Origin of the sequence: Oceaniovalibus sp. ACAM 378 (assembly GCF_008085915.1) — a bacterium.
Taxonomy (GTDB): domain Bacteria; phylum Pseudomonadota; class Alphaproteobacteria; order Rhodobacterales; family Rhodobacteraceae; genus Oceaniglobus.
Map to the genome: position 1 here is coordinate 259,131 of NZ_VSJK01000003.1, position 12,552 is coordinate 271,682.

A 12,552-nucleotide genomic window follows, 5' to 3' on the forward strand; every position below is an offset into this window, starting at 1 on the left:
ACCCCGCAAGCGATATCTGACGGTCAGAGGTCGCAACAATTCTGCATTGCGGCATGACTGAGCCCGGAGGTGCGCCATGACGGCACTGGATTCCAAGACGCCGCCGATGGCCCATGACGCGGCCATCAAAGATCTCTATGAGGTCGGTGAAATTCCGCCCATGGGCCATCTGCCCGCGCAGATGCATGCCTGGGCGATCCGTCGCGACCGGCACGGCGAACCCGACACGTCGTTTCAGCTGGAAGTGGTCGATGTGAAACGCCCCGACAGCAACGAGGTTTGTGTGCTGGTGATGGCGGCAGGGGTGAATTACAATGGCGTCTGGGCCGGACTTGGCATCCCGATCAGCCCGTTCGACGTGCACAAGGCCGACTATCATATCGCCGGGTCCGACGCCGCCGGGATCGTTTGGGCGGTGGGTGACAAGGTGACCCGCTGGAAGGTGGGCGACGAGGTGGTCATCCACTGCAACCAGGATGACGGCGACGACGAAGAATGTAACGGCGGCGATCCGATGTTTTCGCCCAGCCAGCGGATCTGGGGTTACGAAACTCCCGACGGATCATTCGCACAGTTCACCACGGTGCAGTCGCAACAACTCATGCCGCGCCCGCGTCACCTGACCTGGGAAGAATCCGCCTGCTATACCCTGACGTTGGCGACCGCATACCGCATGCTGTTCGGCCACCATCCGCATGAATTGAAGCCGGGCCAGAACGTGTTGGTCTGGGGGGCGTCCGGTGGGCTGGGATCCTATGCGATCCAGCTGATCAACACCGCCGGGGCCAACGCCATCGGTGTGATTTCCGACGAGGATAAACGCGATTTCGTGATGTCGCTGGGTGCCAAGGGCGTGCTGAACCGCAAGGATTTCAATTGCTGGGGGCAGATGCCGACGGTGAACACAGATGAGTATAAAGAGTGGTTCGCCGAGGTCAGGAAATTCGGCAAGGCAATCTGGGACATCACCGGAAAGGGCGTGAACGTCGATCTGGTGTTTGAACACCCGGGCGAGGCGACGTTTCCTGTGTCGGTCTTCGTGGTCAAGAAGGGCGGCATGGTGGTGATCTGCGCCGGGACAACAGGGTACAATCTGACGCTGGACGCGCGGTATCTGTGGATGCATCAGAAACGGGTGCAGGGCTCGCATTTTGCGCATCTGAAACAGGCGGCATCGGCGAACAAGCTGATGATCGAACGGCGGCTTGACCCCTGCATGTCCGAGGTTTTCGCCTGGGATGAAATCCCCGCAGCGCATGTCAAGATGCGGCGCAATGAACACAAACCCGGCAATATGGCGGTGTTGGTTCAGGCGCCGCGCACAGGATTGCGGACGCTGGAAGACGCGATCGAGGCACAGCGCGGGGTCTGATATCCCCCGGCCAAGCGCCGAATCATCAGGCCGCCCAAGGGCGGCCTTTTGTTTTCCGTGCGATGCAAAACGAGCCCTCGCTATTTCTGGGGAGTTGAAATCTGCGAATATCGCCTGTCGGCTGATACATGCTAGGGTTGCATTAACCTTTGATTAAGAATTGCGCAGGAGAGTCAGCAATGGCGAACGACTGGATACTCGACGTGCTGGCAGACCTTAAACATTTCGCCGCCAAGAACGATCTTTCGGCCCTCGCAGCACAGCTGGAGCTTGCAGGTGCGGTGGCCGAGCGTGAAATCACGTCGACCAAACTCCGGGCTCCGGCCCTGTCAGGACTGCATGCGGTCAATGCGCGAATGGTTCATCCAACGTTTGCAGGCGTCGACGACGCTTGAAGATCTGAACTCGGCCATTCTCGACCTGCGCGACGGGTTCGGGATTGAACATCTTGTCTATCACTCGGTCAATTCTACCGGCGAACAATATGCCGCGCTGACTTATGGCGCGGATTGGGTCGCCCGCTATGTCACCGAAGACTATGCCCGGATCGATCCTGTCGTCGCCGGTTGTTACCGCCGCTTTCACCCTGTCGACTGGAAACAGCTTGACTGGACGTCCAAAGCTACCCGCAGTTTTCTGGGCGAAGCCAAGGACGCAGGTGTCGGCAATCAGGGGTATTCCCTGCCGATCCGCGGCCCCAGCGGACAATTCGCGCTCTTCACCATCAACCATCGCGCCACCGACGCCGAATGGGAATCCTATCGCGACGAACATCTGGATGATTTGATACTGCTGGCGCATTTCATGAATCAGAAGGCGCTGGAAATCGAGCGGGGCAGCGATCAGGTTCCGGCCCAAAAGCTGTCGCCGCGCGAAATCGATGCGCTGACCCTGCTGGCCACCGGGCTGAACCGTGCGCAGTCTGCGCAGACGCTGGCGATTTCAGAACACACGCTGCGGGTCTATATCGAAAGCGCGCGGTTCAAACTGGGCGCGACAAACACCACCCATGCGGTCGCGCGGGCGCTATCACAGGGGCTGCTGGTCATCTGATCCGTTAAAATTTGCGACATCCGCCGGTCGCGTAGGCAAGGGCGCGTTAACCACCGGCGGGGCATCCCGGACTCCACATTCATCGTGGAGGCAAAAGGATGATCCGGTATCTTTTCGGCAATGCGCTGGCCCGTTACCCGCTGTTGCGCGACAGCATGTTCGCCGACCGCGCGGCACAGTTCCGAACCCGTCTGGGATGGGAGGTACCGGTAGACGCACGGGGGCACGAGCGGGATCAGTATGATCCGTTGAATCCGCTTTATGTCATCTGGGAACGGCCCGACGGGCGGCACGGCGGATCGCTGCGTTATCTGCCGACCCTTGGGCGCACGATGCTGGGCGAACATTTCGCCCATCTGACGGGCGGTCCACCGATCCGTCACGCAGGGATTTGGGAATGTACGCGGTTCTGCATTTCCCCCGCGGCCAATCAGTCCGAAGGGCGTGTCTCGGCGGCGCTGATGCTGGGCGGGCTTGAGGTTGGGTTGAATCTGGGTCTTTCCCATGCGGTCGGAGTCTTCGACGCGCGGATGATGCGGATTTACCGGCGGTTGGGCTGGCCCCCTGCCGTGCTGGGGCACGACGGGGCGGGGTGCGACGCGATCTGCGCCGGGCTCTGGGCGTTCACCGCCGATCTGCGGCCCGGATTGTTGGCTCGTGCGGGGCTGTCGGGTGAACTTTCGGCCCATTGGTATCGTCGTGCGTTTGGCGACGGGAAACTGGTTCTGGCGGCCTGATGGTTCTGGGCATCCGGCGACGCCGCGCATATGGTCGCCGCCATGTCCTTGCCCGCTGAACGCCCCGCATCGCCCCCGCTTTCCGAAGATCAGGCCGACGCCTTCGATCGGATCACCGAGATGCTGCGCGCTGCCGGAGTTGACCTCGATAACGAGGCGCTGACTCCTATGGCGGAAGGTGCGTCGCGGGTGCTGGCGGTGACGGGCAAAGCCGGTTCGGGCAAGACGATGTTGCTGGCCCGGCTGTTTCACGCGATTGCCGATGCGGGTGTCGATGTCGTTTCAGGCGACTGGGAGGGGCGTAAACGCAAGGATCGGCGCACCCTCGCGATTCTCGCGCCAACGAACAAGGCGGCCAGCGTGCTGCGCAACCGCGGCGTGCCTGCGACGACAATCCACCGCATCCTGTATACTCCGGTCTATGATCCTGAATATGAAAGGGTGGCCGAATGGCTGGCGGGAAATGGCGAACGGCCCACGATTGAGGGGTTGAGCGATATCGCGCTCGACCGGGCTTGGGCGTTTTTCCAGACCAACAAATCCGTGCCGGGCGCACTGGCCACGGCGGGCGTCAGGGGCAGCGATTTCATCACCGGGTGGAAACGGCGCGAAGAGCCGCTGGATATCGGGCTGGTCGATGAATCCTCGATGTTGGACACGCGCCAGTTCGACGATCTTCAAGAGATTTTTCCCACCTTGATGCTGTTTGGCGATCCGGCACAGCTCGCCCCGGTCAAGCAATCGGGAGCGATGGTTTTCGATACGCTGGACCCGGCGAAAGTTCTGACGTTGAACCGTATCCACCGTCAGGATCTGGACAATCCGATTCTCGATCTGGCCCACGCGCTGGCCGACCCCGATCTGACCTATGACGCATTCGACCGGATGGTGCATGATGCGGCTGCCAGTGACCCCCGGGTCATTGTCGCCGGGCGGGTCGAGGCAAAGATGATGGCGCGTTCGCCTGTTCTGGTTTGGCGCAATGCCACGCGGATCCGGCTGATCCATGCGTTTCGCGCCGCCTATGGCGCGCCTGCCGACGCTCTGTTGCCCGGTGAACCGCTGATCTGCGACGGGCTTGAACTGCCGCTGAAACACCGCAAGAAACGGATTGATCTTGAGGCCCGGGGGCTGATCAAAGGCGCGCAGGTGATCTTTCTTGGCGAAGGGCGCAAGCCGGGGTTTTCGCGTCTGCATGTCATGGGCGCCGAAGAACCGCAGGTCAGCGCCGCCAGTATCGTCAAGATCGAGATGCCGGACGAAGAAGAACCGTTCATCCCCTTTGCGGCCCGTATGGGCGCGACGTTTCTGCATGGCGCGGCGGTGACGATCCACAAGGCGCAGGGCAGCCAGTGGCCCGACGTGCAGGTCTTTGCGCCCGACCTTTCCGCCGCCGCCTGGACAGGTCGCAACGAGGCGGGCGTGGATTTGTGGAAACGCCTCGCCTATGTCGCCATCACCCGTGCGGAAGAACGTTTGTTCTGGGTGGTGCGCAATCGTCTGGCGCTGCCGGACGCGCCGCTGGGGATAGATGATCTGACCGCTCCGGCCGCACCTTTGACGCTGCAAGGCGAAGGCGAGGTCTGATCCGGGGAAACCCGGTCGCCACATAGCCACGTGACGGCATCACGACAGCAGACAAGACCGCTTTGAAATCCGCCGCAAGATCGCGCAACCCGACCCGACAATCTGCGGCTCAGGTCGTCCCGCCTTAGTTGCGGACGTATCGGAAGACAGCGGAGGCGCCCCAGCCCGCCGCGATGGCGATAAACAGCGACAGCAGCCCGTACAGATAAGGCTGTTCATAGGCGAGAGCGTGGAGAAAACGCTCCATCCCCACCTTGCGCACAAAAATCACCGTCTCGTATTGGCTGATCACCTGTTTGTCCCGCAACAGCAGGAAGCGCACGGCATAGTTCCCCTCGACCAGATTTGCCGGCAGGCTGACCGACGTATTGAACAGGGTATCCGAGGTCAGCTCGACCGCACCTTCATTCATCTGATAGCGTTTCGATTCGGTGCGGATTCTGATCAGCGCCTCGGTGAACGCATCGCCGTCTACGCCCTGATCCGCCATCCCGGCGAAAATCGCGCTGCGCACCGAAATACGGTGCAGCAGGTCGGTATCTTCGCTCACAAGCTCGGAGATCGGTGCGCTGGTCGACACGGCGTAAAGCGTTGGTGCGCTTTGCACCCCCAGCGCGTCGACGTTGACCCAGATCGGCCCGACTTTTTCCTTGCGCCGCACAGTCAGCGCCTCGTCCGGGCCTGACACGGTGATGATGACACCCAGCTCGGTTGAATAGTCGATCGCCTGCTGCCGTTTGATCGCGCCAAAGATCAGGATTTCGGATCCGTCAAAGTTGGTGCTGATCGAGATTTGTCGCTGGCTCAGTCCGGCCACCACTTCCTCGGCACGGACGGGCAGGGCGCAGAGCGTCAACAGGATCAGCAGCCGCAGGATCAATTTCCGTCCCCCCGGCCCAGTGAATAAAGTTCTGACGGCATGAGCAGAAGGTCGAGCGCCAGTTTGCCACAAACCAGCAGGACCAGCCCGGCGAGCAGGATGCGCAGCTGCTCTGCCTTCATCTTTAACCCGATGCGGGTGCCGATCTGTGCGCCGATCACACCGCCCACAAGCAGCAGAACCGCCAGCACGATGTCGACGGTGTTGTTGGTGACCGCGTGCAGCATGGTGGTGAAGGCTGTGACAAAAATAATCTGGAACAGCGATGTGCCGATCACCACCTTGGTCGGCATCCCCAGAAGATAAATCATCGCCGGCACCATGAGGAACCCGCCGCCAACCCCCATGATCGCCGACAGCACCCCCACCAGAAGCCCGACCAGCAGCGGCGGAATGACCGAGATATACAGCCCCGATTTGCGGAACTTGATCTTCATCGGCAGATTATGCACCCAATTGTGCTTATGCCGGGTGATCAGCGTGCCCTTGCGGGACCTGCGAATGGCATTCACCGACTCGATCAGCATCAGGAAGCCAACGATACCCAAAAGCACGACATAGGACAGGTTGACCAACAGATCGACCTGACCCAGCGCGCGCAGCATGTTGAAAACCTGCACCCCAAGCAGGGATCCGGCCAGCCCCCCGGCCAGCAAGACGCTACCCATCCGCATATCGACGGTTTTTCGCTTGAGATGGGCGAGAAGGGCCGAAAACGACGATGCGACGATCTGATTGACCGATGTTGCCACGGCAACCGCAGGCGGGATGCCGATAAAGAACAGCAGCGGCGTGATCAGAAATCCGCCGCCAACCCCGAACATTCCCGACAAAACACCGACCAATCCGCCGACACCCAAGAGCAGGAATGCATTGACCGATACTTCGGCGATTGGCAGGTAGATTTGCATGGGCTCACATAGACCGCGTTAGGTGGGCAGAGCAACGGCGACTTTCAAGCCAGTGCGCGTTTTCAATAGGGCCAGTTTTTCACCGGGCGAGCGCGCACACCGGGTTTCGCCATCGTTAAAAGGTTGGCCGATTGCGGATGCGATGGCCATCCGTCACGACAGGTCGCGCAGGAACCGGCGCAGCACCCGCTCCAGTTTCGCCGCGCCGATGGGCGCCATGGCCTTGGTGTGTTCGTGGCTGATCGATTCATCGCTCATTCCGGCGGCCATGTTGGTGATGGTCGAAATCGCGGCGACCTTCAGCCCAAGAAACCGAGCCAGAATGGTTTCCGGCACGGTGGACATGCCCACGGCATCGGCGCCCAGAATACGGATCGCGTTGATCTCGGCGGGTGTTTCAAACGATGGGCCGGAATACCAGGCATAGACACCCTGATCCAGATCGACACCTTCACCGCTTGCCGCGTCCAGCAAGGCCTGACGCAGGTCGGGATCATAGGCATCTTTCATCGGCACGAACCGCGCATCGGTGGCTTCGCCGATCAGCGGGTTCAGGCCGGAAAAATTGATATGGTCGGTCAGACACATCAGGCTGCCGGTGACCATGTCAGGCTGCAAGGATCCAGCCGCATTGGTGACGATCAACGACCCGGCGCCCAGCCCCTTGAGCACCTCAATTGGCAGGCGCATGGCATCGGCCCGCCCGGATTCATAGTAATGCGACCGACCGCCAAACACCGCGACCTGCACGCCCTCAAGCGCGCCGATCACCAGTTTCGGATTATGGCCGGATACACCGGCGTGGGGAAAACCCGGCAGCTCGTCATAGTCAATCGCCACCCCGTCGACCGCATCGGCCAGATGACCCAGCCCCGACCCAAGGATCAGGCCAAACCGCACGTCGGTGTCCCCGGCACGGTCACGGATGATACGGACCAGATCGTCAGCGTTCTTTGACATAAGCCTCTCCTCCTGCGCGCGGCGGAATCGCCTTGCCCACAAACCCCGCCAGGATCACCACGGTCAGGATATAGGGCAGCGCCTGCATCAGTTGCGCGGGCACCGAAATGCCCAACAATTCGATTGATTGATACCGGTTGCCGATCGCGTCAAGCAGCCCGAACAAAAGACAGGCACCCAGCGCATACCAAGGCCGCCACTTGGCAAAGATCAGCGCCGCCAATGCGATGAAACCGCGCCCCGCCGTCATGTCGCGCACAAATCCGGCCGCAAGACCCGTCGCCAGATACGCCCCCGCAATCCCGCACAGGACTCCGGCGATCAGCACTGCCGAATAGCGCAACCGTACAACCGATATGCCAGCCGTATCCACCGCGCCGGGGTTTTCGCCCACCGCCCGCAGCCGCAGCCCGAACCGGGTGCGAAACAGAATATACCACGTCAGCGGCACCATCGCGAAAGCGACATAGACCAGTATCGAATGACCCGAGATCATACCACCATAGACCGGCCCAAGCACCGGCACACCGGCCAGCGCATCGGCGTATGGCAGGGTGATCGGCTCGAACCGCCCGCTGCCATAGTCAAGCGGCGGTGTGCGCCCCCCTTGGTTGAACCAATCGCGGGCGATCAGCACCGTCATCCCTGAAGCCAGAAAATTCAGCGCCACGCCGGATATAAGCTGATCGCCGCGAAACGTGATCGAGGCGATGCCGTGGATCAGCGCGAACACCATCGAGGCCGCGATCCCGGCCAGCAGGCCCAGCCAGACCGATCCGGTCGAAGCCGCCACCGCGGCAGAAAAGAACGCGGCGACCAGCATCTTGGCCTCCAGCCCGATATCGAACACTCCGGCGCGTTCGCTGAACAGTCCGGCCAAACAGGCCAGCAGCAGCGGCGTCGCCAGCCGGATCGTGGAATCGAGGATCTGGATCAGGGTGTTGAGGTCCATTGTCAGTATCCGCCGTCTTCTGGATTGAACTGTCTCATATGCCGCTCAGGCAGGAAAACCCCGATCATCATTCCGCCGCCGCTCCGGGGGCGGGTCTGCGACCCAGCCGCAGAAACGCGCCCTCGACCGGTCCGCGCACCATGTTGTCCAGCGCGCCGGTAAACAGGATCACCAGCGCCTGAATCACCAGCACCATTTCCCGCGGAACGTTGGTTTCAAACTCCAATTCGGCCCCACCCTGATACAGCGCACCGAACAGCACGGCCGCGATCAGCACCCCCACCGGATGCGACCGCCCCATCAGCGCCACGGCAATGCCGACGAATCCGGCTCCCAGCACATTGTCCTGCAACAGGCGCTGTGCTTCGCCCTGAACGGCGTTGACGCCCATCAATCCCGCAAGAGCGCCCGAGATCAGCATGACGATCATCGTGATCCGAAACGGTGAAATTCCGGCATAGATCGCCGCCGGTTCCGACTGGCCATAGGCGCGGATTTCATAACCAAGCCGCGTGCGCCACAACATCAGCCAGATCAGGAAACAGGCGATCAGCGCGAGGACAAAAGACACATTCAACGGCGAGCGGGCAAAATTGATCCCCAGCATGTCAAAGACATCCCGTGCGTTGGGCAGGAATGTACCGGCCGGAAAACGCGGGCTTTCCGGTGCCATCCCGGGTGCCTTCAACGCACCGAGCAGAAGATACACCAGCAACGCATAGGCGATATAGTTGAACATGATTGTCGTGATCACGATATGGCTGCCGCGCCGCGCCTGAAGATAGGCCGGGATCGCCGCCCATGCCGCGCCGAACAGCGCGCCACCAAGAATCGAGAACGGCAGCACCAGCGTCCAATGCGGCCAAGGCAGCGCCAGACATACCAGCGCCACGCCCAGCGCCCCCAGTTGCGCCTGCCCCTCGCCGCCGATGTTGAATAGACGCGCATGAAACGCCACCGCCACCGCCAGCCCGGTAAAGATAAAGTTCGTGGCATAAAACAGTGTATAGCCCCAGCCATAGGTTGAACCGACGGCGCCTTTCACCATGATCTTCATGGCGTTTACCGGATCTTCACCAATCAGCAGTACGACAAGGCCCGACACGAATAGGGCAAGGAACAGATTGATCAGCGGGATAAGAACAACGTCGGCCCATTTGGGAAGGATCATGGCTTTGCCCCGACGGTGTGGCCCAGATTGGCCGCGACTTCCTGCACCGGAACATCCCGATCGGTGTCGGTGATACCTGCCATCATCAGCCCCAGTTCGCGTTCATTTGTCTCATGCGGCAGACGCTCGCCCATGATCCGCCCGTCGAACATCACCGCAATCCGATCGGATAGAGACAGGATCTCGTCCAACTCGACAGAGACCATCAGCACGGCCTTGCCGGCATCGCGCAGCGCGACGATCTGCTGGTGGATGAATTCGATGGCGCCGATATCCACCCCCCGCGTCGGCTGCCCGATGAGCAAAAGGTCGGGATTGCGTTCCAACTCGCGGGCGATGACGAGTTTTTGCTGGTTGCCGCCGGAAAAGTTCTTGGCCGTCTGCCAGCAGTCGGCGGGGCGCACATCGAACTTGGCAATCTTCGCCTCGGTATCCCGGCGCAGCGCGTCGTTGTCCATCAATAGGCCGCGATTGTACTTCGGATCGTGGTGATAGCCGAAACCGACATTTTCCCAGGCAAAAAAATCCAGAATCAGACCCTCGCGGTGGCGATCTTCGGGGACATGGGCGATGCCCCTTGCGCGCCGGGTGCCTGCGTCAGAATGTTTGCCAGTCAGATCGATCTCTTCGCCGTTCAAAGTGATCCGCCCGGTGCCCGTCCGGATGCCGCCCAGAACCTGAAGCAGTTCGGACTGTCCGTTGCCCGCCACCCCGGCAATGCCAAGAATTTCGCCCGCCCGCACATTCAGCGACACGCCGCGCAGCCGTTCGACCCCCTTGTCATCAACCACACGCAGGTTATCCACCGACAGAACGGTCTTTCCCGGCTTTGCAGGCACCTTGTCGACACGCAGCAGAACCTTGCGCCCGACCATCAGTTCGGCCAGCAGTTCGGGCGATGTTTCGGCGGTTTTTACGGTCGCTGTCATTTCGCCGCGCCGCATGACCGAAACGGTGTCAGTGACCTCCATGATCTCGCGCAGCTTGTGGGTGATCAGGATGATCGTCTTGCCCTGCGCCCGCAGCCCTTCGAGGATGCGGAACAGATGGTCGGCCTCGGCGGGGGTCAGAACGCCGGTGGGTTCGTCAAGGATGAGGATTTCGGCCTGCCGATACAGTGCCTTGAGGATCTCGACACGCTGCTGCATGCCCACGCCCAGATCCTGAATCAGCGCATCGGGATCGACGTTCAGCTCGTATTCCGCCGCCAGTTCGGTCAGCAGTTTGCGCGCCTTGGCCAGTGAGGGCGTCAGCCAGGCCCCTTCTTCGGCACCCAGAACCACATTCTCCAGAACGGTGAAATTCTCGACCAGCTTGAAGTGCTGGAACACCATGCCGATGCCCGCCGCAATCGCGGCCTGACTGTCGGGGATGGCGGTCTTTTTGCCGCCGATGAAGATTTCGCCCGCGTCTGCCTTGTAGAACCCGTAAAGGATGCTCATCAGCGTGGATTTTCCCGCGCCGTTTTCCCCGATGATGCCGTGGATCGTGCCCGGCATCACGCGGATGTTGATATCCTTGTTCGCCTGAACCGGACCGAAGGCTTTTGAAATGCCTTTCAGTTCGATGGCGGGGGCGGTTGTCATCCTACATGACCTTTCGACATTTGACCGAGCTGATGGCATCGGCAGACAGGCCCTCGATCATCATCTGGCCCATGTCGGAAAGCGCCGACACTGTCGCGATCGGCTGCCCGGTCTGATCCAGAGCCACGCATTGATAAATCGCGCCCGGCTCGCCGATAGATTCGATAACGGCCATGCCGAATTGATCGTAGGCGCGCACGGTTTTAACGCCGCCGTCGGCCTGAAAGCTGATCGTTTCCCCAATGGCCAGAGTCGCACCAAAGGCGGCTCCGACTGCGAGGGAGGTTCCCATGGCGGGGGCGGCCACATCGGACCGCCCCTTGTTACCCTGCGAAATCATCAGCTCGCGGGGCAGCTGTCGTCCGAGGTATAGTCGTGCACGGTGATTTCGCCCGACATGATCTTGGCTTTCGCGTCTTCAACGGCTTTGACCATCTCTTCGGACACCAGATCCTTGTTGTTATCGTCCATGGCGTAACCCACGCCGTCATTCGCCAGACCCAGCGCGTTGATGCCGGGCTTGAAACCCTCTGCGCCACCTTCAAAAACGGCATAGACGGCGTTATCGACCCGTTTCAGCATCGAGGTCAAAACCGAGCCGGGGTGCAGATAGTTCTGGTTGGAGTCCACCCCGATGGACAGGATGCCTTCGTCCTTGGCGGCCTGAAGAACGCCGACACCGGTGCCCCCTGCGGCGGCATAGACCACGTCAGACCCCTGGGAGACCTGCGCCTTGGTCAGCTCCGCGCCCTTGACCGGATCGTTCCAGGCCGATGGCGTGGTGCCGGTCATGTTCTGGATCACGGTGATTTCCGGGTTGGCCGATTTCGCGCCCTGCACGTAGCCGCAGGCGAATTTGCGGATCAGCGGAACGTCCATGCCACCGACGAACGACACCGTGCCGGATTTCGACGCCATGGCGGCCATCACACCGACCAGAAAGCTGCCCTCGTGTTCGGCAAATACGATGGACTGCACGTTGGGCTGATCGACGACCATGTCGACAATCGCAAAGCTGACATCGGGATAATCGGGTGCGATCTTTTCCAGGGTCGATGCGTTGGCAAACCCCAGAACGACAATTGGGTTGGCACCCCGTTCGGCCATGCGGCGCATCGTCTGTTCACGCTGCGCCTCGGACTGAAGTTCGGTTTCCACATACTCGCCGCCGGTATCCTCGACCCATTTCTGAGCACCGGTATAGGCGGATTCATTGAAGGATTTGTCGAACTTGCCGCCCAGATCGATGATCAGGCCGGGGTCGGCCAAAGCGGCACCGGCGGACAGGGCCAGCGCGGCCGTCGCGCCAAGAAATTTGTGCATAGGGGTCATAGGGCTCTCCC

The 12,552-nt window shown here is 60.9% G+C and carries 13 protein-coding genes; 5 read left to right on the forward strand and 8 right to left on the reverse strand.

Annotation, left to right across the window (positions count from 1 at the left end):
- Window positions 1–76: 76 nt before the first annotated feature.
- From ccrA to FQ320_RS05250, 5 genes are all read left to right on the forward strand, one after another.
- On the forward strand, window positions 77–1,372 hold the full coding sequence (ccrA, locus tag FQ320_RS05230; RefSeq protein ID WP_148470541.1) for a crotonyl-CoA carboxylase/reductase: 1,296 nt from the start codon (window positions 77–79) through the stop codon (window positions 1,370–1,372).
- Between the two features lie 179 nt (window positions 1,373–1,551).
- Window positions 1,552–1,767, forward strand: coding sequence for a hypothetical protein (locus FQ320_RS05235; protein ID WP_148470542.1), 216 nt, complete (start codon window positions 1,552–1,554; stop codon window positions 1,765–1,767).
- On the forward strand, window positions 1,712–2,425 hold the full coding sequence (locus FQ320_RS05240) for an autoinducer binding domain-containing protein (RefSeq protein WP_148470543.1): 714 nt from the start codon (window positions 1,712–1,714) through the stop codon (window positions 2,423–2,425). Before FQ320_RS05235 ends, FQ320_RS05240 begins: the two co-directional genes overlap by 56 nt.
- A gap of 98 nt (window positions 2,426–2,523) precedes the next feature.
- Complete coding sequence (locus FQ320_RS05245; RefSeq protein ID WP_148470544.1) at window positions 2,524–3,162, forward strand: acyl-homoserine-lactone synthase; 639 nt, start codon at window positions 2,524–2,526, stop codon at window positions 3,160–3,162.
- Window positions 3,163–3,204: 42 nt separating this feature from the next.
- Window positions 3,205–4,749, forward strand: a complete 1,545-nt coding sequence (locus FQ320_RS05250; RefSeq protein ID WP_148470545.1) for an ATP-dependent RecD-like DNA helicase — start codon at window positions 3,205–3,207, stop codon at window positions 4,747–4,749.
- A 124-nt stretch (window positions 4,750–4,873) separates the two neighbouring features.
- On the opposite strand, the gene FQ320_RS05255 is transcribed toward FQ320_RS05250, so the two are convergent.
- From FQ320_RS05255 to FQ320_RS05290, 8 genes are all read right to left on the reverse strand, one after another.
- A complete protein-coding gene (locus tag FQ320_RS05255; RefSeq protein ID WP_255509375.1) occupies window positions 4,874–5,629 on the reverse strand; it encodes a TIGR02186 family protein in 756 nt (251 codons plus the stop codon).
- Window positions 5,626–6,540: a sulfite exporter TauE/SafE family protein gene (locus FQ320_RS05260; RefSeq protein ID WP_148470546.1), complete on the reverse strand. Its 915-nt coding sequence runs from the start codon at window positions 6,538–6,540 to the stop codon at window positions 5,626–5,628. The genes FQ320_RS05255 and FQ320_RS05260 overlap by 4 nt, the downstream gene beginning before the upstream one ends.
- A 153-nt stretch (window positions 6,541–6,693) precedes the next feature.
- Window positions 6,694–7,500 (reverse strand): purine-nucleoside phosphorylase, encoded by an 807-nt coding sequence (locus tag FQ320_RS05265; protein ID WP_148470547.1) that lies wholly within the window; start codon window positions 7,498–7,500, stop codon window positions 6,694–6,696.
- The gene (locus FQ320_RS05270) at window positions 7,484–8,452 is read right to left on the reverse strand and encodes an ABC transporter permease (protein WP_148470548.1); all 969 of its coding nucleotides are present in this window, start codon (window positions 8,450–8,452) and stop codon (window positions 7,484–7,486) included. Before FQ320_RS05270 ends, FQ320_RS05265 begins: the two co-directional genes overlap by 17 nt.
- A gap of 67 nt (window positions 8,453–8,519) precedes the next feature.
- Window positions 8,520–9,623, reverse strand: coding sequence for an ABC transporter permease (locus tag FQ320_RS05275; RefSeq protein ID WP_148470549.1), 1,104 nt, complete (start codon window positions 9,621–9,623; stop codon window positions 8,520–8,522).
- Window positions 9,620–11,209 (reverse strand): ABC transporter ATP-binding protein, encoded by a 1,590-nt coding sequence (locus tag FQ320_RS05280; protein WP_148470550.1) that lies wholly within the window; start codon window positions 11,207–11,209, stop codon window positions 9,620–9,622. The genes FQ320_RS05275 and FQ320_RS05280 overlap by 4 nt, the downstream gene beginning before the upstream one ends.
- A 1-nt stretch (window position 11,210) precedes the next feature.
- On the reverse strand, window positions 11,211–11,516 hold the full coding sequence (locus FQ320_RS05285; RefSeq protein ID WP_187393777.1) for a hypothetical protein: 306 nt from the start codon (window positions 11,514–11,516) through the stop codon (window positions 11,211–11,213).
- Between the two features lie 32 nt (window positions 11,517–11,548).
- On the reverse strand, window positions 11,549–12,541 hold the full coding sequence (locus tag FQ320_RS05290; RefSeq protein ID WP_148470552.1) for a BMP family protein: 993 nt from the start codon (window positions 12,539–12,541) through the stop codon (window positions 11,549–11,551).
- Between the last annotated feature and the right edge of the window lie 11 nt (window positions 12,542–12,552).